Raw genomic sequence first — 25,399 nt, 5'->3', positions numbered from 1 at the left:
GCGACGAGCAGGCCGAAGGCATCACCCAGATCAACAAGGCCGTGGCCGACATGGACCAGGTGACCCAGTCCACGGCCTCCAACGCCGAGGAGTCCGCCTCCAGCGCCGAGGAGCTCAACGCCCAGGCCGAGACCATGCGCGAGGCCGTCATGCAGCTGCAGCAGCTGGTCTACGGCGGCAATGCAGGCGATTCCCCGACCGCCGGATCCCGAAGCGGTACGCAAAAGAAGCAGCAGCAGAAGCAACAGCAGAAGGGGACAGCGACGAAGCCCGCCGGCGGAGGGAAGCAGGGAACCAGGAACACCGCCCGGCAGGACCGGCAATCCCAGAAGAAACAGAACGGCGGGAACGGTCGGCGGCAGCAGTCCCAGCAGGACCACGGCGATTCCTCGGCGGTCTCGCCGGAGGATGTGATCCCCCTGGACGACGACCAGGACGAGTTCTAGGGAAGAGAGAGGGCGGGGCGCTGCAGCGCTCCGCCCTGCGGCATTCGGAAGGGAATGCAGGATTGCCGAAGGCGGCCTGTTTTACCTGAGGTGACAGGCCACGGAACGACCGGGGGCGACCTCCCGCAACGGGGGGTCGCTCTTGCATTGGTCGGTGCGCTGGGGACAGTGGGGGGCGTAGGGGCAGCCGGACCATTGTTCCGGTCCGGAGGCCTCCTGATAGGAGCAGAGCCCGGCGAGCGGTTTGCCGAGACGGGGGACGGAGCGGGCCAGCGCCCTGGTGTAGGGGTGGAGCGGGTCGGTCAGCATCTCCTGTGGCGGTCCCGTCTCCACCACCTTGCCCTGGAAGAGCACCATCCCCTTGCCGGCGAGGCTGCAGGCCAGCAGCAGGTCGTGGGTCACGGTCACCAGTGTGGCGCCGCGGCGTTGCTCCTCTTTCAGAACCTGCAGCAGATCGCCCCGTGTGGAGGCATCCTGCATGCTGGTTGGTTCGTCGGCCAGGATGACCTCCGGTTTGCGCACCAGCGCCCGGGCCAGCGAGGCACGCTGCCGCTGGCCGCCGGAGAGTTCCCCCCGCAGGGAGGCACGCCAGTGGCTCTCGGGGATGCCCACCCGCTGGAGCATCGCCTGGGCCCGGCGGGCCTCGGGTTGGTCTTGCAGGGTGCGCACCAGCCGGAGCGGTTCCGTCACCGCCTCCAGTACATTCAGCGTTGGCGGCAGCGCCCCGTAGGGGTCCTGGGGGATGTAGCCGCAGCGTCTGCGCAGAGCGGTGCGCTGTCTGCGGGGAACCTCCCCGAGGGATTCGCCGAAGAGCGCCGTCCATCCTTCCAGGGGCTGCACCAGGCCGGCCAGGGTGCGCAGCAGCGAGGTCTTGCCGCTGCCGGTCTCGCCGATCAGGGCGAGGGAGGCTCCCGGCTGGAGGGTCAGGTTGATATGCCGGTAGGCCCAGACGGTGCGCGTCTTGCGTGAGGTGAAGGCGAGACCCAGGTCGCGGCAGGCTACGGCGGGTTTCATTCCGTTTCCTCCTCCAGCCGTCGCAGTGCGGCCACCAGCCGCCTGGTGGGCCCTTTGCGGGGCTGTTTGATGATCCGGCAGGAGCGGTTGACCTCCACCAGGGAACCCCCTTCCAGAACGGCGATCCGATGGGCCACGCCGCTGGCCAGCGCCAGATCGTGGGTGACCAGCATGAGGCCGCTGTGGCGCTCCCGGACGGTGGTCTGGAGCAGGTGCATCACCCGTGCCTGGGTGATCACATCCAGCGCGGTGGTGGGCTCATCGGCCAGCAGGTAGGGCGGCGAACAGGCCAGCGCCATGGCCACGGCGGCCCGCTGCTTCTGACCGCCCGAGAGCTCGTGGGGGAAACGATCCGCCATGGTCCCGGGAAGCCCCACCTCCTCGAGCAGTTCCGCCACGGTCTGACGGACATCCCTGCTCTCCCGGCGGCACCCGTGCTGCCGGATGGCTTCGGCGATCTGTCTGCCCACGGTGATCACCGGGGTGAAGGAGTGCATGCTTCCCTGGAGGATCAGGGCGATCCGGGTCCACCGCAGCGGTGTGACCGCCTCGCTCCCGGCCTCCATGGGTTCCGAATCGTCCACGGTGACGGTGCCCCCTGCCTCGGTACCCGGCGGCAGCAGCCCCAGGATGGCCATCAGCAGCGTGCTCTTGCCGCTGCCGGACTCGCCCACCACGGCGAGGATCTCGCCGGGCTCCAGCGTGAGGGAGACATCCTGCAGCGCCGCCACGCTGCGTCCCTCCCGGCGGTAGGTGACAGAGAGGTGCTCGATAGCGATCATGACATACCGCCTCTCCGGAGCCGCGGATCGGTGCGCTCCTCCAGGAAGCGCCCCATGTGCATGAAGGCCAGACAGAGCAGGGTGATCCCGACGCCCGGCGGCAGGATCAGCCACCAGGCCCCGGCGGAGAAGGCTCCGAAGGCGTGGGCCTCGTGGAGCATCCGCCCCCAGGAGATCACCCGCGGGTCGGTGAGCCCCAGAAAGGAGAGCCCCGTCTCGGCCAGGATGGCCCCCGGCACGCCCAGAGCGATCTGGGCCAGCAGCAGCGGCATCGCCTCGGGCACCAGGTGCCGCCGGAGGATATAGTGCGTAGGCGCCCCCAGTGCGTTGAGCTCCTCCACAAAGGGCGCCTCCCGCAGGGTGAGCGCCATGGAGCGCACCACCCGGGCCGTGCCCATCCAGGCGAAACCGCCCAGAATCAGGACCAGCTGCCAGAGCCCCTTGCCCCAGAACCCGGTGAGCACCATCATGATGGGCAGCACGGGAATGGAAAGCAGCAGGTCCACCAGACGCATCACCGCGCTGTCCACCACACCGCCCAGATAGCCGCTCAGAAGCCCCGCCGCCAGACCCAGCGTGGTGGCCAGCAGTGTGGCGGCGATCCCCACCATCAGCGAGACCCGCAGCCCCGCCACGAAGAGGCGGAAGACATCCCGGCCCTGCTGGTCGGTGCCCAGCAGCCCGTAGCGGCTGCCCGCCAGCGAGAGCCTCATCTGCGCCGACAGCGGCGCCGGTTCGCCTTCGTAGCGTATCCGGTAGGTCCCGGCGGTGGGGAAGAGCACCGGCATGGCGTCGCCCAGCAGCCCCACGCCGAGGGATTTCCGGAACATCAGGTCCCGGGCGTCCATGTCGATCCGCTCCGGCGTGTCCGTGATCCTCTGCAGCAGCAGCGTCTCGCCCGAGGGGAGTTCCCAGAGGAGCTTGCCATCCGGTTTCCCCGGAAAGGTCAGTCTGCCCTCCAGAGCCATGTTCTCCGGCGGCGGTCCCGTCCACCGCAGCGGAAAGGTCCCTTTTGCGAGGGAGAAGCGGTGTTCCCGGGCCATAGGGGCCTTCCTGTCCGTCCAGAGCGGCGTGCAGAAGGGCGAGGCCGCCGAATCGCCGGGATTCCCCACCAGAGCGGGGCCGAAGAGCGCCCCGAAGGCGGCGGCGCAGAGCAGCCAGAGCCACCAGAAGCGCATCAGCGGCCACCACCCTTCTCCTGGCGGATCCGCGGATCGGTGTAGCCGTAGAGCAGATCGGCCCCCAGGTTGGCCAGGATGGTCACCAGCGCCAGGAGATAGAAGGCCGCGGCGGCGGCGGGGTAGTCGTGGCCCATGATGGCCTCCAGCAGAAAGCGTCCCACCCCGTGGAGGGAGAAGACCGTCTCCGTGATGACCGCCCCGGAGATCAGCTGGGGCAGCGCCAGAAAGACCAGCGTCACAATGGGCGGGATGGCCGTGCGGAAGGCGTGGCGCCAGAGGATGCGGCCTTCGGAAAGCCCCTTGGCCCGGGCCAGCAGCAGAAAGTCCTCGCCCAGCACGCGGACCATCAGATTGCGCACATAGAGCGCCCAGGAGCCGAAGCCCACCAGCACCAGCGAGAGCACCGGCAGCGCCATATGGTGCAGCGTATCGAGCAGAGCCGCCCAGCTCCCCGGCGGGGGCGGCGGCACCGAGGTGCTGCCGCGCAGGGGGAAGAGCTGCCAGAAGTGGGCGAAGACCAGAAGCAGAACCAGCTGTACGAAGAAGGAGGGGAAGGAGAAGGAGACCGCACCGGCCCACAGGACGAGCCGTTCGACGATCCCGCCGCGCCGGAAGGCCGCCATGACACCCAGCCAGATGCCCAGCACCGCCGCCAGCACCAATGCCGGTGCGATCAGCATCAGCGTGTTGGGGATCCGTGTCGCCAGCTCCTCCCACACGGGCTTTCGGGAGAGAAAGGAGATGCCGAAATCGAAGCGCAGCATCCGCCGGACGTAGAGCAGAAACTGCTCCGGCAGCGGTTCGTCCAGGCCGTAGGAGCTCCGGAGTTCCGCCTTGGCCTCGGCGGAGAAGCTGGGGTCCATCACGGTGCTCACCGGATCGCCCGGCATGAGGCGGAAGAGGATGAAGTTGAGCGCCAGCACCGCAACCAGCACCAGGGCGGCCCCGGTGATCCGTCTGAACCAGTAGGAGTGCATCGAGAACCTCCCTCTTCTTCCAGCTCTGCTGCGCTCGTCTCTCCGACTGGGCTCAATGAATGCAATTTGATTCGCTGTGCCCGTCGAGACGGTAGGAAAACGTTCCGGATCATGATAGCATACATGTGCGAATCTTTTTGCGCTGGCGCACTGTTTCGTGAACGATTGGACATGCGCACATACAGGCGGATACCCCTGTATCCGCCTGCTCCGGTAGGGCGCACGGTCCATAGAGGATACCAAGGAGGTAGGATGATGGCAAAGCTACAGGAACAGTACAGGGATATCGTCGAGCGGCGGGCGGACTTCCCGTCGCTGGAACGGAGCTACAACGGCCACCAGCTGGCCTATCTGGACGGCCCCGGCGGCACCCAGACGCCCAGGCAGGTGGTCGACGCCGTCGTCTGGTACTACCAGACCTGCAACAGCAACACCCACGGCTTCAACATCACCACCAACGAGACCGACGTGGTCATCGAGGAAGCCCGGAAGGCCATGGCCGACATGCTCGGCGCCGCCGGACCGCAGGACATCTCCATCGGCGCCAACATGACCTCTCTGGCCTTCGCCCTCAGCCGGGCCTTCGAGCGGATCTTCCAGCCCGGCGACGAGGTGCTTGTCACCCAGCTGGACCACGAGGCCAACCGGGGCCCCTGGCTGACCCTGCGCGACAGCGGCGTTATCGTCCGCGAGGTGGCCCTGGGACCCGACGGCACCCTGGACGAGGAGGACATGCGCACCAAGGTCACCGAGCGCACCCGTCTGATGTGCATGGGGCTGTCGGCCAACACCATCGGCACCGTCAACAATGTGGAGCTGGCCCGGGAGCTCACCTACAAGGTCGGCGCCTGGCTGCTGGTGGACGCCGTCCACTACGCGCCGCACTTCCCCATCGACGTCCTGGACATGGGCGTGGACTTCCTGCTCTGCTCGGCCTACAAGTTCTACGGCCCCCATGTGGGCATCCTCTACAGCAAGGAAGGCACCCTGGGCCGTCTGCCGGTGGACCGGCTGCGCACCCAGGAGCAGTGCTTCCCCTTCTGTATCGAGACGGGCACCCTGAACCACGAGGGCATCGCCGGCGTGAAGGCCACCGTGGACTACATCGCCGGCATGGGCACCGGGGCCACCAGGCGCGAGCAGGTGGTGAGCGCCATGGAACGCATCTTCTGCTACGAACACGAGCTGGCCAAAACACTCTACAGCGGTCTGGCCACCATCCCCGGCCTGACCCTGGTGGGCCCCACCTTCGACACCAAGCGCCGCACCCCCACCGTCTCCTTCACCCTGGACAGCTTTGACCCCATCGACGTCTGCAAGCATCTCAACGAGAAGGGTATCCTCGCCTGGGACGGCCACTTCTACGGCATCCGTCCCATGGAGGTGCTGGGTCTGCTGGACCAGGGCGGCGTCACGCGGCTGGGCATCTCCCTCTACAACACCGAGGAAGAGGTGCAGCGCACCATCGCCGCCGTGAAGGAGCTGGTCTCCTGAACCGGCTGGTTCCGTAGCATGGTCTACACAGAGGGCCGGGGGACTCCCCCGGCCCTCTGTCTGTTGCCTGCGGCTGGTTCCTTTTCGCTACAGTTCCGCGAAGGGATCGGTGGAGAGCCGTCGCTGGAGGCTCTCCACGGCATCGTCGTCGTCGGTTTCCAGGTACCAGCTGGAGTGGGCGATATGATGGCGCATCCGGTCCCGGACGGTGGCGGCGTCGCCTTTCTGCAGTGCCCCGATGATCGCCCTGTGTTCCTCCGGCGAGGCCATCTCCTCGTCGGCCACCTCGTAGAAGGGGTCCAGCAGATAGAGCAGGATATCGCTCATGTTGAGGTAGCGCTCGATGTCCTGCTGCAGCAGCCGATTGCCCGACGCCTCGGCCAGACAGTGGTGGAAGTGGTGGTTGGCCCGGATGTAGCCGTCGATATGGCGCTTCCGGAAGGCCTCTTCCTCACATTCCACCGCACTCCGGAGCGCATCGGCGGTGGCTTCCCTCTCCTGCTGCGCCGCGGCGAGGGCGGCGGCCTCCGGCTCCAGGAGCATGCGCATACAGCTGACCTCCCGGACCGTGGTGGTCGACGGCGCCACCACCTCGGCCCCCGAGTTGGGCCGGATCTCCACCAACCCCTCCGAAGCCAGGCGGCGGAGCGCCGCACGCACCGGCGTCCGGCTCACCTGCAGCTGTTTCGCGATCAGCGGTTCCGAGAGCCGTTCGCCCGGCCGGATCCGGTGCAGCAGGATGGCGTTGCGGATGCGTTCGTAGGTTGCCTCTTCGCGGGACCCCTTCTCCTGTGTCATCGCCGTTCTAGTTCAGGATCTCCTTGCGGACGGTGACGCCGCGCTGTTCCATCTCTGCGATGAAGCGCTGCACCGCTTTGGGGTTGTCGCCGATGTGTTCCGGTGCGTTGACGCCCGGCCGGTCCACGATGCCTTCGGCGATCAGCCGCGCCATGATCACGCAGGGGAAGCCGGTGGTGCGGGCCATGGAGGTGTAGCCCGTGTCGTCGTCCCGCTCGTCGTACATGGAGAAGCGGTAGGTGGTGGCCTTGCCGTCCTTCTTGCCCTTCACGTCGAGCTCCAGGAAGGTGAACTCCCGCTCCTCCTCGCCGAGGGTCATCCTGGGGAAGGCCAGGGAGGCGAAGACGTCCCGGGGGCGCACCTTCACGCCGCCGGCCTCGATGGTATCCAGCGAGAACATCCCCACGTCGCGCAGGAAGGCCAGCTTCTCCGCGGTACCGGGATAGCGCAGCGTCTTCTCCCGGATGTTGGTGGCCTGGGGGATGGTGGTGAGCAGCGACCGGAGGCCGTCGGTGAGAAAGCCCTCCATCCGGGGGACGTCGATGCCGGGCAGGTCGAAGTCGTAGACCTCGTTGTCGGCCAGGGCCGGCTTGGTGATCACCTTGCCGTTTTCCTTCAGCCGTACGGGCCGCACGTATTCCTCCAGGCAGTCGTCTGGGGAGAAGACGAACTTGTAGTTGAACGGCGGTTCCGGACAGAGGGGCAGACCTGTTACGTAGATGTCGATATCCTCCACCTCGTCCAGCTCGTGGACGGCGCTGCCGATCAGCACATTGGAGAAGCCCGGCGTGACGCCCACGTCTTCCATCAGCGTGACGCCCGCCTCCTTGGCCCTGGCGTCCCACTGGAAGTAGTCCTCGCCCATGAAGCTGATGTCCGACATGCTTCTGCCCGCCTCGATGACGGCGCCCATCATGGCGTAGCCCATGGAGCCCGGCACGGCCCCCACCACGAGATCGTAGTCGTTCACGGCGTCCCGGATGGACGCCGGCGAGGCGAAGTCCACATCCTGCCGGGTGCCCACCCTGCCGCCGGACTTCTTCTCGATCTTCGCCGCCGCCTCGGCGCTCCTGTCGGCCACCGTCACGTCGTAGTCGTCGTCGGCGCCCAGATCCAGCGCCATGACGGAGCCCACCAGACCGCCGCCGAGCACGATTACCTTCTTCTTCACAAGCGTCACCTCTTCCTGCACAGTGTGTGTACAATCTCAGTATACAGACAATATAGGCAGAGCCCCGGGGATTGTCAAGCTCCGGGGTGCTGCATACAACAGGGACCGGGGCGCGCCCCGGTCCCTGTGACGGTCCTTTGGCAGGTTGTGGAGAGGCTTAGTCTGTCTGGGTGCCGATCCCCAGCAGGTCGGCCATGCCGGCCCTGGGATCCAGGACGGGCTCGATCAGCGGCGAACCGGCGGTCATCAGCGTGGCCACCCCCGGTCCGTGGCCGGCGCGCAGGCAGTCGCTGTGCACCACGATGCCGATGCTCACCGCCCCCTTGCGGTAGGCCCGGCCGTAGCGGTTGTCGTGGTTCAGCAGCGCCACGATGTCGCCGAAGCGGATCTTGTCGATGCCGTACTGCTCCACTGTCTCCCGGTCGGTGGTCATGATGTCGTAGTCGCCCTTGCCCACGTGGGCCGCACCGACGCCGGAGCCCATACAGACGGCGGGCACCATGGTGGTCACCGGCACGCGGAGTCTCCCCTCTTCCTCTTCGATGTTCATGGCGTCCAGGAAGTCCGGGTCCAGGTTGAACAGATGGATGTCGGGGTGGTCCAGGAGCTTCAGCCCCTGTCCCCGGCCGGTGATCATGATGGTGTCGCTGTAGGTCATCTGCTCCTTGGCCTCTCTGGGGAAGTCCACGATCACGTGCTCCGAGCCGCCGTGGTGGCCCACCACCCTGCCGGTGGCCCCCTTGGCCTCGCCGGAGGTGACCCGGGCCCGGTTGCCCGCGCAGGCGTAGAGCTGCAGCGAGATGTTGGGGTGGTCGAAGGGCTTGTTGGTGTCGGCCGTGCAGCTCACCCCCGGCTCCACGTGGTCGCCGGACCAGCCGAAGGCGGAATCGCCTACCTGGACATTCAGGGTGATGCCCCCGATGCCGGGGAGCAGAAAGGGTGCGCCTTCGTCGTCGACGCCCCAGTTGCCCTTGGAGCGGGGCTGGCCGGGCTGGCACTGCAGGGCGAAGGCTACGGTCTTGTCGCGGTTTGTACGAAGCATTGTTCTTCCTCATTTCTCTGTGGGATTGCGGCGGGTTCTGCGGAGGCCCCTCTGGTGCCGGGGCTCCGCAGACGCCGAGGGATACCATACACCACAACATATCCGGCGGCCACCAGTGGAGGGTCCGCCGGATGCAGAGCACAACACACGCCACACCGGCGGATGCCACAGGAAAACCGTCTCCGGTAATGCGGCATCCCGCCGGAGCGTCGCCGTTGGGTGGAATGGACGGCAGGGGCGTTGGCAGGGATGTCGGTGGTCGCAGCGGCGTGTCGTTATTTGCTGTAGCGGTCGGCTACGGAGCAGGCTCCCCAGGAATCGGGCTTGACGCAGTGGGTGTAGCCGTAGGCCTTCACCATGCCGATGACGGCGTTGATGATCTCGCTGGTCCGCCCGTTGTAGCCCACGTCCAGGTGGATCTCCATCTGCTTCTTGTTGCGGATGATCCTGTACCGCTTCTCGTCGATATAGCCCATGATCTTGTTGCCCAGCTCGATGCTCCGGGAGGTCTCCTCGAAGATCCGCTCCTTGAAGCTCATCTTGGCGATGCCGGGAACCAGCTCCCGGGCCCAGAAATAGCGCCCGAACTTGCCGACCCGGTGCACCACAATGGCACTGACGAAGCGGACCCCCTCCTGCCGCGCCTGGCTGTCGCAGCCGACGATAAATCGGTACCGACCGCTTTCGGAGCCGACAAACCCGGCGATGTCGTCCATCATATCGCGGAAGGTCATCGGTCCATAGGTGGGGGAGATAAAGATACGTTTCATGGTGCTGTCACAATACCACAGATTGCCCCGCTTTGGACAACGGTAGGCTTGCGGAATCGTAAAAGATTTCCGACAGCTGCGCCCCGCCCTGTCTCGATGGCACGCCCTGGGCGGGGCGACGCTGCTGCGGCCGTACCGGAGGGTCCCCGCAGGGCGGGGGATATCTCTGGTTTTCTATCCTGGTTGTTTCAGTGGTGGAGGATCTTGCTGAGGAACTCCCTGGCCCGGTCGGTGCGGGGATTGGAGAAGAATTCCCCCGGCGGCAGGACCTCCAGCACCTTCCCGTAGTCCATGAAGACGATCTGGTTGCAGATCTCCCGGGCGAAGTTCATCTCGTGGGTCACCACCACCATGGTCAGCCCGGTGTGCGCCAGCTGCCGCATGGCGTCCAGGACCTCCTTGATCAGCTCGGGATCCAGCGCCGAGGTGGGCTCGTCGAAGAGGATCACGCTGGGTTCCATGGCCAGGGCTCTGGCGATGGCTACCCGCTGCTGCTGTCCCCCCGAGAGGCGGCTGGGGTAGGCGGTTTCCTTGTCGGCCAGTCCCAGGGAGGCCAGGGTCTCCCGGCCATGCTGTTCGGCCTCCTCTTTCCCGATGCCCCTGACGTTGCGCGGGGCCAGCGTGACATTGTTCAGCACGTCCAGGTGGGGATAGAGGTTGAAGGACTGGGCCACAAAGCCGATGTTGGTGCGCACCTTGTTGACATTGGTCTTCCGGTCGTGGACGGAGACCCCCTCCACGAGGATCTCCCCCTCGTCGATACCTTCCAGCCCGTTGATGGTCCGGACCAGCGTGCTCTTCCCGGCTCCGCTGGGCCCGATGAAGGCGAAGACCTGGGAGCTGGGGATGTCGAAGTTGATATCCTTCAGCACCTGCAGGGATCCGAAGCTCTTGGAGACGTTTCTGATTGAGATGGCGATGTTGTCGTTCATGATGACCTCGTTACTCCCGTACGATTCTTCGCTCGAAGAAGGCGATGAACTTCGAAAGCGAGAACGTCATTGTAAAGTAGATGACGGCGATAAAGGAATAGACCTCGATGGAGCGGAAGGTGGTGGCCACAAGGTTCTTTCCGATCAGCGTGAGGTCCACCACGGAGATCACGGAAACCAGCGAGGAGTCCTTGATGAGGATAATGAACTGCGACGCCAGCGGCGGCAGCACCTTGCGCACCGCCTGGGGCAGGATGACCAGTTTCATGGCCTGGCCGTAGGTCATGCCCGTGGCCCGGGCCGATTCCATCTGCCCCCGCGGGATGGCCTGGATGCCGGCGCGGACGATCTCCGCCACAAAGGCCCCGGAGAAGATGGCCAGGCCGGCGATGGCCGACCAGTAGGAGCCCAGGCGGAGGAACCTCCCGAGGACGAAGAAGATCCACATCAGGAGGACAAGCAGGGGTACCCCCCGGAAGAATTCGACATAACAGGATGCAATGAAGTTGATGACCCGGTTTCTTGAAACCCTGCAGAGGCCGGCGAAGGCGCCGATGGGAATGCTCAGGACAAGGGACAGAAAGGAGATCTTCAGCGTCAGCAGGGCACCTTCCAGAAAGAGAGGAAGGTTATTGATGATCACGTCCCAGTCGGTTGTGTACACAGGATCCCTCCTTCAGACGAAGGGCGCGCCCCCGGAATAGCCAGGCGGCTCCGGGGGCGTCCTCGGTTGCGGTTGTGCTATTTCTGCTCCATCTTCTCCATCCACTCGGTGGACTCGAACCACTTGGCCCGGGATGCCAGTTCTTCCGGGCTGCCCAGGTAGTTCTGCTGGAAGGAGTTGAGCCACTGGATGGTGGCGAAGTCGTTGTGCCGGACGCCGATGCCGAGGTTCTCGCAGCTGATGAGGTCGTAGATACCGCGGACCGATTCGGGATGCATGGCCTCGTACATCCGCACACCCGGTTCGTCGTAGATGATCCCGTCGGCGGCACCCTGCACGAGGGCGGCGGCTGCCTCGGGGAAGGTGGGGAAGTCCAGGATCTGGGCCTCGTCAAAGATCTCCTTGGCAAGCAGAGCGCCGGTGGTTCCCTGGGAGAGGGCGATGCGCTTGCCCGGTTTGTCCAGGTCTTCCCAGGATTCGGTGGTGCTGTCGCCCGCCGGGACCATGACGACCTGGCCCGTGGCGTAGTAGGGGTCGGGGAAGCTCACCGCCAGGGCGCGGTCGCCCCGGATGGTCATGCCTGCGATGAGCAGATCGATCTCGCCCACCTGCAGCGCCGGAATCAGGCCGGAGAACTCAAACTGCTTGAATTCCACCTCAACACCGAGATCCTCGGCGATGGCCCGGCCCAGGTCGACGTCGTAGCCCATGAAGTTTCCTTCGCCGTCTTTCATCTCAAAGGGGAGATACCCGGGGGCGGTTCCGATGACGATCTTCTTCTCCTCCAGCACCTTGTCGATGGTGGACTGGGCGGCGAATGCGCTTCCGGCGAGCAGTGTCAGGGCGAGTGCCCCTGCGAACAAAACAAACAGTGTCTTTTTCACTCCGTACACCTCCAGCTCTGGTTCGGTTCCTCTGTTCCGGGTGAGCGTCCCCGGATTCGACAGATGTGTCCCGCCTGTACTCCCTCTCGCAAAACCGTCCTCTGCCTCCCCCCTTCCAGATCGCTTCACGGCTTTCTCTCCTGCCGTGAACGGTCACTCCTCTCCACGGACCAGACAAGCGCTGCGCAGAGTGGGGCCCCGCCGTGCCTGGCCGGTTCCGGTGGTTCCCTCTATGTTCATCGACCAACAGGGAAAGAACGAAGGCAAGCCTTCCAGCGGGGAAGGAAACTTCACTTGAAGAAAATGTTAGACCGATTGTACATTGCCTCTAGCGGCCTGTCAAAACATTGCGAACACAACCCGCCGGTGTGGCGGATACAGCGGCGGCTCGGCCTCTTCCCGAGAAAGAACGCAGCGGAGGAATCCCCCCGCTGCGCATCTGTTGCGGTCGCTGTCGTTTTCGGTGCGCCGTTACTGGTTGTCCGTAGGCGCCTCTGTCCCGATCTGCGGCTGCGATTCGGTCTCTGTTCGGGGCAGCTCCTCCATGCTCTGCGGCTGGGGTGTTGCCGTCCCCGTGGGTTGGGGTGCGGCGGGTCCCTCCTCAGGCAGTCCCTTCAGATGACGCAGCGTCTTGCCGACGGCGTCCATTTCCTCTCCGTAGGTCTCCCAGTCACCGGAGCGGAGCGCCTCCTGGGCCTTCTCGTAATGCTCACCGGCCCGCCGGATCAGGCTCTGCATATCCCCGGTAAGAGGTGTGCCGGCCTTCTGTTCGGCGGCTCCTTCTCTCTCTTCCTCGCCGGGCTGGGTGACAGTCGCCGGTTTCTCGCCCAGAAGCTTGCGCAGTGCTCCGTCGAGCGTCTGGTCCCAGACGATCTTGTCGCCTGTGGAGAGGATCACCCGTTTCAGCTCCGGCAGCTCGCCCCGCTCGGCCCGCAGATAGAGCGGCTGTACGTAGAGCAGCGAATTGCTGATGGGGATGATGAGCATGTTCCCCCGGATCACGTTGGAGCCGCGCTGGCTCCAGAGCGAGAGCTGGGCCGAAATCTCGGGGTTCTGGTCGATGAGCGCCTCGATCTGCGACGGCCCGTAGACCAGGGTCTGCTTGGGGAACTTGTAGAGCAGCAGCTCGCCGTACTTGTCGCCGTCGGAGCGCCCGGCCATCCAGGCGATCATGTTGTCACGTCCCACGGGCATGAAGGGCGAGATCAGCGCGTACTCCTCGTCGCCTTCCTCCTGGAGCCGCATGATGACGTAGTAGGGCTCCGAGAGCTGGGGTCCCTCCGTGGCCAGCCGCCAGACGTCCTCCTTGTTGTAGAAGGTGTTGGCGTTGGTCATGTGGTAGGTGCGATAGACCTCGCTCTGGATCTGGAAGAGCGCCATGGGATAGCGGATATGGCTCCGCAGGCCCTCGGACATGGCGTCCATGGGCTCGAAGAGGCCGGGGAAGACCTTCGACCAGGTGCGGATCACCGGATCATCCGTATCGGCGATGTAGAAGGTCATGTTGCCGTCGTAGGCGTCCACCGTGGCCTTCACGCTGTTTCTGATGTAGTTGATGTTCGTCCCCCTGCGGTCCCGGCCGCCGCCGAGGTTCACCGGCTGCGAGTAGGGGTAGCTGTCGGAGGTGGTGTAGGCGTCCTGGATCCACACCAGACGGCCGTCGATCACCGAGAGGTAGGGATCGGTGTCGAAGAGCAGGAAGGGCGCGACCTTCCGCAGCCGCTCCTGCACATTGCGGTAGAACATGATGCGGCTTTCGTCCTTGAGTGAGCCCGTAAAGAGCAGCTCCGTGTCGGTGAAACGGAGGGTGAAGGCCAGCTGATTCAGCGTCGATCCGATGGGCACCCCGCCGCTGCCGCTGTAGTGGGTCCGGGCGTTCTGCGCCCCCATGGGATAGTCGAACTCCGCCACCTCGGTGTTGACGAGGGCGTAGGGTGAGGGGTTCTCCCCGTAGTAGATCTGCGGCCTGTCGATGGAAAGGGGCACGCCGATCTTCGGCGGCAGATCCTCGATGAAGAAATTGGGCAGCCCGCTTTCGGTGCTCTCGTTCACGGGACTCATGACAATGCCGTACCCGTGCGTGAACTCCAGGTGCCGGTTGACCCAGGTGGGATTCTGGAGCTTGTTCATGTCCAGCTCCCGGGCGGCGACCATGACCTGGCGGTAGGCTCCGTCGAGATGGTAGCGGTCGATATCCACATCGGGGAAGTCGTAGTAGGAGCGGATCTCCTGCAGCTGCTTGAAGCTGCGCAGCAGCGGGGCGTAGTCCCAGAGACGGATGTTGTTCATTGTTCCCGGGTTAGCGTTCACTTCCTCGCGGGTGACCGACTGTTCCGGCGTCATGGATTCCGTTTTGAGGTTGCTGAGGCCGTAGCCTTCCAGGGTTCCGTCGATGTTGTAGTTGATGTACTCCTGTTCGCGCTGGAACTCGTTGGGTCCCACCAGGTATTTCTGGATGATCCCCGGGTAGATGCCCTGCAGGATCACCGAGGTGCCCACCCAGAAGGCGATCAGGACGGCCGCGGACTTCCAGGTGCGCTTGCGGATGGTGTAGAGGATCAGTCCGCCGACCACCACCGTGAGGATGGCCATCACGTTCAGCGCCAGGAGCCGGGCGTGGATGTCCGTGTAGCCGGCGCCGAAGACCACACCGCTCTCGGAGAAGAGCAGGTTGTACCGCTGCAGCCAGAATCCCAGGCCGAACAGCAGGGCCAGAATGGCCGCCAGGGCCGCCAGGTGGGTCTGCGCGGTTCGGGAGATGGAGAAGCGCTGCTGTTGCTGGATCTCCCGCATCTTGCCCAGGCCGTAGATGGCGGCGGTGCCGAAGAGCGACAGGATAATGATCCCCTGCAGCCACCCCCGCAGGAAGCGGAAGAAGGGCAGCTGGAAGACGTAGAACGTAACGTCCTTGCCGAAGATGGGATCCTCCGTGCCAAAGGGCGTCTTGTTGAAGTACTGCAGGATCATGATCCAGTTTTCCTTCGCCCCTGCGCCGCTGTTCAGCGCCACAAGCGCCGCCAGACCCAGGAGGATCCACTTCGCGCCGGGGAAGAGCAGCGGCGATGTCTGATCATCCGGAGGGAGATCGGAGGTCGCCGACCGGTGGGCGAAGCGCCAGTTTGCCACAAGAATCACAAAACCCATGGCGGCAGCGATCAGGAAGAGTGCCCACTGCGGCCACAGACGGATCCAGAAAACGCCTTCATACTCCGTTGCCTTGAACCAGAGCAGCTCGGTATAGAATTTGGACAAGAGCGGCGATCCTATCAAAAGCGCCAATACCGCAATGACAGGGATTGCGATCTTCTTGCCCAGACCGGGCGGCAGACTGGGCGGCCGGGGGCGGGAATGCTCCTCACCACTGTTCCAGTTTCCGTTGAACTTCCAATTGGGTGTCATCATGGTAGTGATTATAGCAAAGAAAGCGGCGGTACACATGGAAAAACAGCAGAAACGGCCCTGCTGAAGGACGATTCCGCTGATCGGCGGAGAAGACCGCAGGTGGCGGTGGAGAGACCGGCCACGGGAGAGGATGAAGATGTCATGGCGGGAGCCGGGAGGAAGGGCTCCGGCACTCCGGCCGCAACCTGTTGGCATGAGTACGGCAACGGCCTCGGGACGGTGTTCCGATCTCCCCCTCCGATGCCCTGTCGTTGTGCCTTCTCCCTCCGCGGTATGCAGGTCACATCATAATCTTAGCGAAGTAACCCAGACCTCGGTCCGGGCGTCCGTGTTCTCTGCCACCATGTGCCGTGGTTCCCCACCAAGTGAAGGAGTCCTCCTGTCTTCATAGTCACAGGAAAAAGAGTTGACAGAACATTCAGCCTGCGTGATAATGGCGTTGCTTTTGGGATCCCAGCTTGTATTTATGCTAGGATCCCAACAACACACCGCCGGATATCCTTGCATGGCTGTGTCGCCATTTTTTCGTTCCGGTATCGACAGAGCCCCTTCGCCGCTCCGTTTGCAGTCAGTCCGTTTCCGCAACAGATGCACAGAGAACCGACGCGTTCCTGCCTGGTCGTACCGGAGGAATGCGTACAGCGGGGAGGTGATGGATTTCCCAGACTTGTTGACGGTTGTTCCCCTGGCATGCCGGAAATGTCTCCGGCGACACTTCCGCGGTAGAGCGCCGTAGTATGACCTTTGATGCTGTTGCGATGCACGTAAGATACGCTGCTGCGAAGCGGCAGCAGCTAGAGAGTGTGGTGGCCCAGCCCCTCTGTGAGGCAGGCCCTTCGGTTGCGTTGCGGGGTACATGGACCCATGACGGCAATCGTGTAGTATTGGTGCCTGACGTTTGGGATCCCGGGCAGTATCGAGAGAAGGATCCCGAACCATCGAACCCAAACGAACCAGAGGAGGCAACGATGAATACGGAACAGCCGAACCAGAGTGCCGAGAGCAGAGCCAAGGAGCAGATCGCCCGGCAGATCCTCAACCACGTGTCCTCTCCGGGGAACACCGTCAGCGAGAATCAGCTGGCGGAGCAGCTGGGCATGAGCCGGACCCCCGTGCGCACCGCCATCCGCGAGCTGATCGCCGAGGGGCTTCTCGAACGGGTCCAGCCCAAGGGATACGCAGTGGCCCGGCTGACCGGCGAGGACCGCAAGCAGGTCTTCCAGGTCCGCGCAAGGCTTGAGGGGTTGGCTGCGGAGCAGACGGCGACCCGCGTCACGCCGCAGCTGCGGACCCAGTTGGAGAGCCTGCAGCAGGAAATGGCGGAGATCTTCCAGCACTGGAACCGCGAACACTTTACCGAATGCAACAACCGTTTCCATACCACCATCGCCGAGGCCAGCGGCAACCCGTACATCGTGCGTTTCCTCAAGCAGTGCTACTGGCGCTCACAGCTCTATATCTATTCCTACGACGCCTTTTTCCGCGATCCCTCGGAGCCGCAGCAGCAATCCTACGACGGTCCCTACGGATTCACCTACTACGACCATGGCTCGATCACCGAGGCCATCCTCGCCGGAGAGCCTGAGGCCGCGCGGGAAGCCATGGAACGGCACATCTGGACCTCCTACGAATCCCTGAACCGCCGGGAGTGAAATAGGGAAACCCTGCCCCCGGACACACAGCGTGGAGAAAGCCGCCGTGTCCGGCAGAGTGTAACGGTGGAGGGGTTCCCGACAATCGCACGCGCTGTCGCAGAAGCGGCCGGCGCACCGAACAAGCAATGTCGAGAAAGGAGCAGGTTATCATGGAAGAGTATGGATTCCTTTCGCTGTTGCCCCCTCTTTTGGCTATTGCCCTGGCATTGATCACCAAGCAGACGATCATCTCTCTCTTTGTGGGGGTTTGGCTGGGCGCTACCATCATCACGGGGTGGAATCCGCTGGTGGGCTTTGTCACCGTGGTGACGGATTTCATGATCCCCGCCATCGCCGATTCCTGGAACGCCGGCCTCCTGATCCTCGTTAGCGTCTGCGGGGGGTTTGTCTACATGATTAAGGCCGCCAAGGGCAGCCAGGCCCTGGCGGAGTACGCCGGCTCGCGGATCAAAAGCCGCAAATCCGCGATGACCATCACCTGGTTCTCGGCCTTTGCATTCCTCTACACCGAGCCCACACTGACGCTGGGGACCATCATGCGGCCCATTACCGACAAATTCAACGTATCGCGGGTCAAGTTGGCCTACATCCTCGATTCCATGGGCTGCAACCTGGCGGCCATGTCCCCCATCAGCAGCTACGGTCCCTTCATCACCGGCCTGATCGCCGCGCAGGCCACAGCATTGGGGCTGAGCGAAAATCCCTGGTCCCTCTATGTCCAGATGCTGCCCTGTAATTTCTACGGGATCTTCGCCATGCTGGCCGTTCTTTTCGTGGTGCGGACCAATATGGATATCGGTCCCATGTACGAAGCGGAGAACAGGGCCGTCAAGACGGGCAAACTCATGAAAGAGACCGACAAACCGCTTGTGGAGATCGGCGACGAGGACGATGCCTCCAGCAACGGCGTGAAGATGAGGAACTTCGCCGTTCCCCTGCTCGCCCTCTTTGTCAGTATCTTCAGCGTCATCTTCTGGAGCGGCGACATCGCCGCCAATGGTTTCCGCGGCTCCTTCCTGGAGGCGAATATCGTCCTGGCCATCATCACCGGCTTTCTGGTGGGTGCGCTCTTCGCGGGTATCATGGCGGTCTCCTCGAAACTGATGGATTACAAAACAGCCGCCGACAGCTGGATCAACGGGGTCATTCAGCTGATGATCGTTCCGATGATCCTGATCATGGCCTGGTCCATCGGCGGTGTGGCCGGCGAGATGCACCTCAACGACTTCCTGATCACCTTCGCCGATCGTTTTGTCGCCGCCCCCATCATTCCGGCGCTGATCTTCGTGATCGGGGCCTTCATCGCCTTCGCCACAGGTTCCTCCTGGGGCACCTGGGCGATCATGATGCCCCTGGCCATCCCGATGGCCGCCGATCTCGGCATCTCCGTTCCCCTGGTGAGCGCGGCGGTCGTCGGCGGGGGGCTCTTCGGCGACCAGTGCAGCCCCATTTCGGATACCACTATCATGTCTTCCACCGGCGCCGCCTGTGACCATATCGAACACGTCCGCACCCAGCTGCCATACGGCCTGGTCGTCGGGTTCGGCGCCATCGGCGGATTCCTTGTGGCCGGTGCCACGGGAGCCAACATGGCCGGCCTGGCCGCCGCACTGGTTCTCGTCGCCGGCGCGCTCTTTGTCATGAACAGATCCGTCAAGGCGCGCTACGCCAGGGAAGAGCGCTGAGAGGGCCGTTCCATACCGAAGGTGTCCAAAAGGCGCAGAGGATCTCCCTCTGCGCCGGCTTCACAGGGGCGACCGGCGAAGGTGTTCCGAGCGCCCGCAGCGGCGACAGCCGCAGACCGACAGAGAGGAGCGATGCAACCGTGGCCGATAAGACCGAGAACGAACTGATCCGTCCCCGGAACTGGTGGGACGCCCTGCCGCGCCGGGGATACGAGAACCTGGAGCAGCTCGAAACAGGGCAGAGCTGGTACACCGTCTACCGCCTCGACGAGAAAACGCTGATCATCAACGAGGACGGACAGTTCGACGAGAACGTCAGCTATCTCGTCATGGGGGCGCAACGCGCCGCCCTCATCGACACGGGAGACAACCTGGCCGACATCCGGGAGCTGGTGCGCGGCCTCACCGACCTGCCGGTCTTTGTGGTCAACACCCACCGACATGTGGACCACATCGGCGGCAACTACCTCTTCGACGGGGTCTGGGCCTACGACCACCGGGTCACCCGCGAGACCGCGGCCCTTGGCGTGTCCCACGAACACGCCCGTGCCGCCATCCAGCCCGGGAGTCTGCGCAAGCCTCTCCCGCAGCCGTTCTACGAGGAGACCTACTGCGTCCCTCCCTACAGGGTGACCCACTGGATCGCCGACGGAGAGATGATCGATCTCGGAGGCCGTGCCCTGGAGGCCATCCACACCCCGGGCCACGCCCCGGACCACCTGATGTTCCTGGAAAAAGAAAAGGGGTACCTCTGGACAGGCGACAATTTCTACACCGGCTGCGTCTACACCTACCTGCCCTGGGGGGATCTGGATGTCTTCATCGAGACCTTCGAAGAGCGCATCCTGCCCCGCCTGGATGAAGCCGGCCTCCTGCTGCCCAGCCACAACGATCCCTGTGACCGCCTGGAGGTCCTGCAGGAGATGCACCACCTGGCCAGGGCGGCCCGACGCGGCGAGGGGGGCTATGTAACCGGCGAGAAGGGCATCCGGAAATACAATGGTTCCTGCTTCTCCCTGGTTGTCGCCGCCGACCAGGCGGAGGCCTGAAACGGCGGAAATAGGGTATGCTGTAGAGACAGATCCTTCATAACCAGGGGGTGGCCACCGTGAGTGACAAGACAACATCTGCAGCGGAACGCTTTGACGATGATTACGGCGAGAAATGGTTCAGCGAAGAGAGTTCCTTCGAGGCAGACCTGCCCGGCGTCTGGGGACGCCGGTGGAGTGTCTCCTCGGAGGTCGGCAAGCTGAGAGCCTGCCTGGTCCGGCGGCCCGGCAGGGAGATCGAGGCCGTCAAGGACCCCGCCGCCTGGCGCTGGGGCGACGTGATGGACCCGCAGAAAGCCCGGGACCAGCACGACGCCTTCACACAGATCTACAGGGACCACGGCGTGGAGGTCTTCTACGTGGAGGAACAGCGGGACGACCGGCCCAACGCGCTCTTCATGCGCGACAATGTGCTGGGCACCCCGGAGGGCGCCATCCTCTGCCGTCAGGCCACCCGCTTCCGGCGGGGCGAGGAGCCCGCAGTGGCCAAGGCCCTGGCACAGATCGGCTGCCCGATTTTGCGCACCATCTCGGGGAAGGGGTACTTCGAGGGCGCCTGCGGCATGTGGATCGACCGCGACACACTGATCCTCGGCACCGGCGTGCGGGCCAACGCCGAAGGGGTCCGTCAGGTGGAGGACGTGGTGCGGACCATGGACGTGGGGCAGATCATGCACTTCCAGATCCCCTGGGGACATGCCCACCTGGACGGCCTGCTGAATCCCGTGGACCGGAAGAAGCTTCTGATCTTCCCCTGGCAGACCCCCTACGACATCATCGAGCCCCTCCGGAAGCGGGGCTTCCAGCTGATCGAGGCACCCTCCATCGAAGAGGTGAAGCACGGCAGCGCGGTGAATCTGGTGGCCATAGAACCGGGGCTGGTGGTCATGCCCGCGGGCAACCCCCAGACACGGAAGGCACTGGAAGGGGCGGGCGTGGAGGTGCTCTCCGCCGATGTCTCGGAACTGATGAAAGGCTATGGCTCGCTGCACTGCATGACCGCCTTTCTGGAACGCGAAGAACTCTAGGAGGAATCCATCATGGCTTCATTGCAGAACAGTCCGCAGTACTACCATCGCGTGTTGGAACGCATCCCCCCCAAAGCCCGGCCGGCCTTCTCCGAGGAGGAGATGCAGCGGCGGGTCTGGGGCCGCCGCTGGGGCGTCAGAAACGACGTAGGGACCCTCAAAACGGTTCTCCTCCACCGCCCCGGCGAGGAGATCGACGTCATGCAGAGGGGAGGACGCTACGACCCCGAGATCGAGGCCATCATCGACGAGGACGAGCAGTGGTACTTCCGGTCCGACAAAGCCCCGGACCTCCAGAAGATGCAGGCCGAGCACGACTCCTTTGTCGAGGTGCTGCGGCAGAACGACGTGGAGGTGGTCTTCATGGAGGGCGGCCCACGTGACCCCAACTGCATGTTCACCCGGGACATGGGGATGGTGGTGGACGGCGGCGTCATCATCTCCCGCATGGGCCCCGTGGGCAAACCCTACGGGACCGGGCGCCGCGGCGAGGAGCTCTACCTCCTTCGCAAGGTGGCGGAACTGGGCATGCCGGTCTACCGGACCATCGCCGGCGAAGGACTGATGGAAGGCGGCAGCTTCTGTCTGCTCGACGAGACCCACGCCGCCATCGGGATGAGCTTCCGGGGCAACGCGAGCGGTGCGGACCAGGTGGAGGAGGTCCTGAACCTCCTGGGGATCGAGCTCATCCGTGTCCCCCTGCCGGGATACGCCATGCACATCGACGGCGGCATCGTGATGGTCGACCACGACAAGGCCATCGTCAATGTGGAGCGTCTTCCCTACTGGTTCCTCGACCGCCTTGGGGAGCTGGGGATCGAGATGATCTTCGCCGACTACCGTGACGTGGGCTATGCGGTCAACGTGCTGACCATTCGTCCCGGCGTAGTCATCATGGACGAACGGGGAACCTGGAGCCGGGAGATCCTGGAGAAGAGGGGCGTCACCGTTCTTCCGGTCTGCTGGGAGGAGTGCACGAAACACGGTGGAGGTGTCCACTGCTCCTCGCTCCCCCTCGTCCGGGAGAAGGGGTAGTCCGACATGGCACAGCGCAAGGTGGACACAGTAGTGGCCGCTCCCCATGTGATGACCATGCAGGGGAGCGGCGTGGGCTACCGGGCGGACCACGCCCTGGCCATCGAGGCCGGGAAGATCGTTGCCGTTGGAAAGCGCGAGGATATCCTTGCCGCCTACCTGCCGGAACGGTGTATTTCCCGGGAAAACACGCTGCTACTGCCGGGCTTCGTCGACGCCCACTGTCACTTTGAGATCTCCGTACTCCGCGGATTGGCCCAGGACACAGCCGACTGGATGATGTCCGGGCTTGTCCCCTTTGCCAGGCACCTCCAGTGCGAGGATCGCCGGACCGGCTTCCTTCTGGGTGTCATGGAGGCCCTGGCCGCGGGGACCACCACCATCTGTAATTTCGACAACGAAACCGACGACGAGGCCGCCGCCGTAGAGCGGATCGGCATCCGCGGACAGCTCACCCAGTTCTTCCGGGAGGTCCCCGACCGGGTCTACGCCCCCGGCGAGCTCTACGAGATCGACCGGGCCGCCCGCACCCCCAGCCTGGAGGAGGTGGTGGATCTCTTTGACCGCTGGCACGGCAAGGCAGAGGGGCGGATTCGTATCCTTTTCGGTCCCATGGCGCCGGATTTCGTCAGCGCCGGGAGCCTGCAGGAGATCCAGCGGCTCGCCAAGGAGCGCCACACCCTCGTGCATCTCCATGTCGCCCAGGGGGACCGCGAGACCTACCAGATGGTGCAGCGCTATGGCAGGCGCACCATCCCCTGGCTGGCCGAGCTGGGGCTGCTGGACGAATCGCTCATCGCCGTCCACCTGACCGACGCCACCGACGAGGAGACCCGGACGGCCGCCGGGAGCGGGGCCTCCATGGTGCTCTGCTCCAACTCCATCGGGATCATCGACGGGCTCGTTCCCCCGGCGAAGGTCTTCCAGGATGCCGGCGGCGTTGTCGGTCTGGGCTCCGACCAGGCACCGGGCAACAACAACCACAACATGTTCAGCGAGATGAAAGCCACAGCCCTCTTCAACAAGATCAAGTTCGCCGATCCCGAGGCCATGCCCGCCTGGCAGGTCCTCCGCATGGCCACCGTGGAGGGGGCACAGGCCATCGGTTTGGGAGAGAGTGTGGGCAGCCTGGAGGAGGGGAAACGGGCCGATTACATCCTGGTGGATCTCGACGCTCCTTCCATGATGCCCGTCCACACCCACCCCATGCGGAACCTGGTCCCCAATCTGGTCTACGGATGCCGCGGCGACGAGGTGGTGCTGACCGCCGTGGACGACCGGATCCTCTACGAAAAGGGGCGGTACCACACCCTGGACCCCGCGGAGGTGCGCGGACACCTCGGTCCCTTTGCCGGGCGGATCGGCCGGTCGGCGGAGCCGGACTTCCGGCGCATCGGCGGGACCAACAGGCGGTTCATGGAAGAGGGGAAGCTGTAGCCCACCGCTGTCGCGGTGCGCTCTCCGGTATCCGGGGAGCGTGGAATGCCACCGACGGATGCAACGGAGTCCCGGAGGATCCCCTCCGGGACTCCGTGTATTGCGAAGAAGGTCCTGCGGTTCCCCTGTCCTGTCCCGGCGGTGAGAGCGACACTCAATGGACTGAAAATGAGAAAAACGAAAGCAAATTCTGCACAATTTGTTGGTAGCGATGGCCCGGATGCGCTACAATTGAGTAAAAGTCGGCAGAATAAGGAGGGGATATCATGACTCTGGACGAGACCATCGGCATGTCTCGAAAAGATGGGTTTCCGACGGAGGTGGAGAAATCCCCTTGGGAGGTGCTGTTCCACCACTCCAGGGACGGCATTGTCATCCTCGATAAAGGCGGCGGCGTCTACGAGGCGAACAGGCAGTTTGCCAGTATGCTCGGCTATTCCCTGGATGAGCTCCGCCAGCTCCAGATATGGGACTGGGACCACAAGTTTCAGAAGCATGAGCTCGAATGCATGCTCAGGGATATCGGCGAGGACGGCCATCATTTCGAAACAAGGCATCTCCGGAAAGACGGCACCGTGATCGATGTGGAGCTCAGCAACGTTACCACCACCATCAACGGGCAGAAGCTCATCTTCTGTCTATGCCGGGACATCACACCGTATCCCTCGAGGAGGGCGATCCTGCGGTCATCGCCGTCACAAACAAGGGAGCCGTGCCCAAAGAGGTGCGGGAGCAATTCTTCTCCAAGTTCACTACCAGCGGCAAACCGTTCCTCAAAACATGGACAAACATGACAATGCCCACACGTCACCCGAACGGTACTGGTGACGGTTCGCGTGCGGGAATCGCACCCGCAGCAGACGGTGTGGTCTCCCTCGTCGGGATCTTTGGTTGCTGTTGCGACCCGGATCGAGGGGATCGGCTTTCTTCCTGCCTTTTTGCCGACCGTCTGCGCGCTGCAAGCGCCGCTTCCTTTCGGGCGACCTTCCTCCAAAACGACCACACGTGCCTGCCTCTATTCCTCGCGGGTAAGAGTAGGGCGTTACGATCGCGGCGATTGGGTCGTTCCGAAAGGTGTCTTCCATACCGGGACATGCCCCGCCGCGCGATGACCAGCGCGGCGGCCACATGGCCGGAAATCCCGTAACGTTCGTTGAACTTCCACCTTCCGATGACGGAGCTGTAGGCGGGGTTCCGTTCATAGACGGCGATTCCCCTGTCGAAGGCTCTGGCTCTGATGTTGGCACGAATTCGGTTGTAGGAAAAGGAAGAAAGCATCCGGGCATACCGGTGCGACTGGTCTTCCATCCGGGCCTTCTTGTCGGCGAAATCGAGACGTTCTACCACCAGGGGTTTGCCCTTTCCGTCGGCGAAGGCCATCAGTTCGGCCACGGCGTTCCCGATGCGGGCTTTCGCCTGGTCGGTGCTGCAGCCGTAGGTGACCAGCGGGATGGCTCTGTGATGAATAAGGTTGCCGCACCTGTCGGTTTCCGCTACGGCCAGATGGTCTGCATTGATGTCGATACCGATGGCACCAGAGCTCCGGGATGTCTTCGGTGTCCCACCGGTCCGTTCGGTGGTGACAAAGAGCCGCCAGCCCCTCTCGTCCCGGAGAAACCGGTAGTTCACGGCACGTCCGGTTTGCAGGGAGTCTTCCAGGACATCGGCGCCGTAGGGAAGAGGCGCGGTGAAGGTTACGTACTTCCGGCCTTCGTTGGCGGGGACGATCCTGCCCGGGAGCCGGAGACGGAAGGAAAACCTGCGCCCGCCGAGAGGTGTGGCGACACAGCCCTGGCAGCCGCCGGTCTCTTCCTTTGAGCCGAGGACGAAAAACTGGGCATTGCGGGAAGCCCGCCAATGCTGCAACCAGTCATTATGGGAGGCATAGCCGCTCTTTTCGACATCGAACTGGGCGCGGAACAGTTTCTTGCTTCCGAAACAGATTCGAACCGT

Annotated in this window: 22 protein-coding genes; 9 read left to right on the top strand and 13 right to left on the bottom strand. The window is 63.9% G+C overall.

Annotated elements, in window-relative coordinates:
• Nucleotides 1–446: hypothetical protein (locus K9L28_05785; GenBank protein ID MCF7935828.1), on the top strand; the 446-nt coding region annotated here is incomplete at its 5' end.
• An 81-nt stretch (nt 447–527) separates the two neighbouring features.
• Here K9L28_05785 and K9L28_05780 read toward each other — a convergent pair.
• The 4 genes from K9L28_05780 to K9L28_05765 are packed head-to-tail and all read right to left on the bottom strand — an operon-like array spanning nt 528 to nt 4,400.
• Nucleotides 528–1,460 carry an ATP-binding cassette domain-containing protein gene (locus K9L28_05780; protein ID MCF7935827.1) on the bottom strand — a complete coding sequence of 311 codons (933 nt, stop codon included), beginning with the start codon at nt 1,458–1,460 and terminating at the stop codon, nt 528–530.
• Nucleotides 1,457–2,242 (bottom strand): ABC transporter ATP-binding protein, encoded by a 786-nt coding sequence (locus tag K9L28_05775; protein MCF7935826.1) that lies wholly within the window; start codon nt 2,240–2,242, stop codon nt 1,457–1,459. Before K9L28_05775 ends, K9L28_05780 begins: the two co-directional genes overlap by 4 nt.
• Nucleotides 2,239–3,420: an ABC transporter permease gene (locus tag K9L28_05770; GenBank protein MCF7935825.1), complete on the bottom strand. Its 1,182-nt coding sequence runs from the start codon at nt 3,418–3,420 to the stop codon at nt 2,239–2,241. The genes K9L28_05775 and K9L28_05770 overlap by 4 nt, the downstream gene beginning before the upstream one ends.
• Nucleotides 3,420–4,400 (bottom strand): ABC transporter permease, encoded by a 981-nt coding sequence (locus K9L28_05765; protein MCF7935824.1) that lies wholly within the window; start codon nt 4,398–4,400, stop codon nt 3,420–3,422. The genes K9L28_05770 and K9L28_05765 overlap by 1 nt, the downstream gene beginning before the upstream one ends.
• A gap of 255 nt (nt 4,401–4,655) precedes the next feature.
• Here K9L28_05765 and K9L28_05760 point away from each other — a divergent pair, with 255 nt between their 5' ends.
• Nucleotides 4,656–5,894, top strand: a complete 1,239-nt coding sequence (locus K9L28_05760; protein ID MCF7935823.1) for a cysteine desulfurase-like protein — start codon at nt 4,656–4,658, stop codon at nt 5,892–5,894.
• Nucleotides 5,895–5,981: 87 nt separating this feature from the next.
• Here the strand turns inward: K9L28_05760 and K9L28_05755 are convergent, their stop codons facing one another.
• From K9L28_05755 to K9L28_05720, 8 genes are all read right to left on the bottom strand, one after another.
• Nucleotides 5,982–6,692 (bottom strand): GntR family transcriptional regulator, encoded by a 711-nt coding sequence (locus K9L28_05755; GenBank protein MCF7935822.1) that lies wholly within the window; start codon nt 6,690–6,692, stop codon nt 5,982–5,984.
• A gap of 7 nt (nt 6,693–6,699) precedes the next feature.
• The gene (locus tag K9L28_05750; protein ID MCF7935821.1) at nt 6,700–7,863 is read right to left on the bottom strand and encodes a saccharopine dehydrogenase family protein; all 1,164 of its coding nucleotides are present in this window, start codon (nt 7,861–7,863) and stop codon (nt 6,700–6,702) included.
• 157 nt (nt 7,864–8,020) lie between these two features.
• A complete protein-coding gene (locus tag K9L28_05745) occupies nt 8,021–8,905 on the bottom strand; it encodes a DUF4438 domain-containing protein (protein ID MCF7935820.1) in 885 nt (294 codons plus the stop codon).
• 275 nt (nt 8,906–9,180) lie between these two features.
• Nucleotides 9,181–9,675: a ribonuclease H-like YkuK family protein gene (locus K9L28_05740; protein ID MCF7935819.1), complete on the bottom strand. Its 495-nt coding sequence runs from the start codon at nt 9,673–9,675 to the stop codon at nt 9,181–9,183.
• A 188-nt stretch (nt 9,676–9,863) separates the two neighbouring features.
• Nucleotides 9,864–10,607 (bottom strand): amino acid ABC transporter ATP-binding protein, encoded by a 744-nt coding sequence (locus tag K9L28_05735; GenBank protein MCF7935818.1) that lies wholly within the window; start codon nt 10,605–10,607, stop codon nt 9,864–9,866.
• A 10-nt stretch (nt 10,608–10,617) separates the two neighbouring features.
• Nucleotides 10,618–11,271: an amino acid ABC transporter permease gene (locus K9L28_05730; GenBank protein MCF7935817.1), complete on the bottom strand. Its 654-nt coding sequence runs from the start codon at nt 11,269–11,271 to the stop codon at nt 10,618–10,620.
• A 77-nt stretch (nt 11,272–11,348) separates the two neighbouring features.
• Complete coding sequence (locus K9L28_05725; GenBank protein MCF7935816.1) at nt 11,349–12,155, bottom strand: transporter substrate-binding domain-containing protein; 807 nt, start codon at nt 12,153–12,155, stop codon at nt 11,349–11,351.
• 471 nt (nt 12,156–12,626) lie between these two features.
• On the bottom strand, nt 12,627–15,557 hold the full coding sequence (locus tag K9L28_05720; GenBank protein MCF7935815.1) for a UPF0182 family protein: 2,931 nt from the start codon (nt 15,555–15,557) through the stop codon (nt 12,627–12,629).
• Between the two features lie 968 nt (nt 15,558–16,525).
• On the opposite strand from K9L28_05720, the gene K9L28_05715 reads away from it, so the two are divergent.
• The 7 genes from K9L28_05715 to K9L28_05685 all read left to right on the top strand — a co-directional run bounded on the left by K9L28_05715 (nt 16,526) and on the right by K9L28_05685 (nt 24,240).
• Entirely contained in the window at nt 16,526–17,209 is a 684-nt protein-coding gene (locus K9L28_05715) for a GntR family transcriptional regulator (GenBank protein MCF7935814.1), read from the top strand.
• 128 nt (nt 17,210–17,337) lie between these two features.
• Complete coding sequence (locus K9L28_05710; protein MCF7935813.1) at nt 17,338–18,897, top strand: sodium:proton antiporter; 1,560 nt, start codon at nt 17,338–17,340, stop codon at nt 18,895–18,897.
• A 140-nt stretch (nt 18,898–19,037) separates the two neighbouring features.
• Complete coding sequence (locus K9L28_05705) at nt 19,038–19,946, top strand: MBL fold metallo-hydrolase (protein MCF7935812.1); 909 nt, start codon at nt 19,038–19,040, stop codon at nt 19,944–19,946.
• Between the two features lie 59 nt (nt 19,947–20,005).
• Nucleotides 20,006–20,974 carry an amidinotransferase gene (locus K9L28_05700; protein MCF7935811.1) on the top strand — a complete coding sequence of 323 codons (969 nt, stop codon included), beginning with the start codon at nt 20,006–20,008 and terminating at the stop codon, nt 20,972–20,974.
• Between the two features lie 12 nt (nt 20,975–20,986).
• On the top strand, nt 20,987–22,009 hold the full coding sequence (locus K9L28_05695; GenBank protein MCF7935810.1) for an amidinotransferase: 1,023 nt from the start codon (nt 20,987–20,989) through the stop codon (nt 22,007–22,009).
• 6 nt (nt 22,010–22,015) lie between these two features.
• On the top strand, nt 22,016–23,446 hold the full coding sequence (locus K9L28_05690; protein ID MCF7935809.1) for an amidohydrolase family protein: 1,431 nt from the start codon (nt 22,016–22,018) through the stop codon (nt 23,444–23,446).
• A gap of 266 nt (nt 23,447–23,712) precedes the next feature.
• Nucleotides 23,713–24,240, top strand: a complete 528-nt coding sequence (locus tag K9L28_05685; GenBank protein MCF7935808.1) for a PAS domain S-box protein — start codon at nt 23,713–23,715, stop codon at nt 24,238–24,240.
• Nucleotides 24,241–24,253: 13 nt separating this feature from the next.
• On the opposite strand, the gene K9L28_05680 is transcribed toward K9L28_05685, so the two are convergent.
• Nucleotides 24,254–25,399 (bottom strand): hypothetical protein (locus K9L28_05680; protein MCF7935807.1); only part of this gene is annotated, 1,146 nt, incomplete at its 5' end.

It is taken from the genome of Synergistales bacterium (assembly GCA_021736445.1).
In the GTDB taxonomy this organism is placed as follows: Bacteria; Synergistota; Synergistia; order Synergistales; family Aminiphilaceae; genus JAIPGA01.
This window is presented reverse-complemented; position numbering and strand designations above follow the sequence as displayed.

Excerpts from the sequence above, each read along its gene's own strand:
- K9L28_05780 (MCF7935827.1), bottom strand. The coding sequence starts at position 1,460 with ATGAAACCCGCCGTAGCCTGCCGCGACCTGGGTCTCGCCTTCACCTCA.
- K9L28_05775 (MCF7935826.1), bottom strand. The coding sequence starts at position 2,242 with ATGATCGCTATCGAGCACCTCTCTGTCACCTACCGCCGGGAGGGACGC.
- K9L28_05770 (MCF7935825.1), bottom strand. The coding sequence starts at position 3,420 with ATGCGCTTCTGGTGGCTCTGGCTGCTCTGCGCCGCCGCCTTCGGGGCG.
- K9L28_05765 (MCF7935824.1), bottom strand. The coding sequence starts at position 4,400 with ATGCACTCCTACTGGTTCAGACGGATCACCGGGGCCGCCCTGGTGCTG.
- K9L28_05760 (MCF7935823.1), top strand. The coding sequence starts at position 4,656 with ATGGCAAAGCTACAGGAACAGTACAGGGATATCGTCGAGCGGCGGGCG.
- K9L28_05755 (MCF7935822.1), bottom strand. The coding sequence starts at position 6,692 with ATGACACAGGAGAAGGGGTCCCGCGAAGAGGCAACCTACGAACGCATC.
- K9L28_05745 (MCF7935820.1), bottom strand. The coding sequence starts at position 8,905 with ATGCTTCGTACAAACCGCGACAAGACCGTAGCCTTCGCCCTGCAGTGC.
- K9L28_05740 (MCF7935819.1), bottom strand. The coding sequence starts at position 9,675 with ATGAAACGTATCTTTATCTCCCCCACCTATGGACCGATGACCTTCCGC.
- K9L28_05735 (MCF7935818.1), bottom strand. The coding sequence starts at position 10,607 with ATGAACGACAACATCGCCATCTCAATCAGAAACGTCTCCAAGAGCTTC.
- K9L28_05720 (MCF7935815.1), bottom strand. The coding sequence starts at position 15,557 with ATGATGACACCCAATTGGAAGTTCAACGGAAACTGGAACAGTGGTGAG.
- K9L28_05715 (MCF7935814.1), top strand. The coding sequence starts at position 16,526 with ATGAATACGGAACAGCCGAACCAGAGTGCCGAGAGCAGAGCCAAGGAG.
- K9L28_05710 (MCF7935813.1), top strand. The coding sequence starts at position 17,338 with ATGTCGAGAAAGGAGCAGGTTATCATGGAAGAGTATGGATTCCTTTCG.
- K9L28_05695 (MCF7935810.1), top strand. The coding sequence starts at position 20,987 with ATGGCTTCATTGCAGAACAGTCCGCAGTACTACCATCGCGTGTTGGAA.
- K9L28_05690 (MCF7935809.1), top strand. The coding sequence starts at position 22,016 with ATGGCACAGCGCAAGGTGGACACAGTAGTGGCCGCTCCCCATGTGATG.
- K9L28_05685 (MCF7935808.1), top strand. The coding sequence starts at position 23,713 with ATGACTCTGGACGAGACCATCGGCATGTCTCGAAAAGATGGGTTTCCG.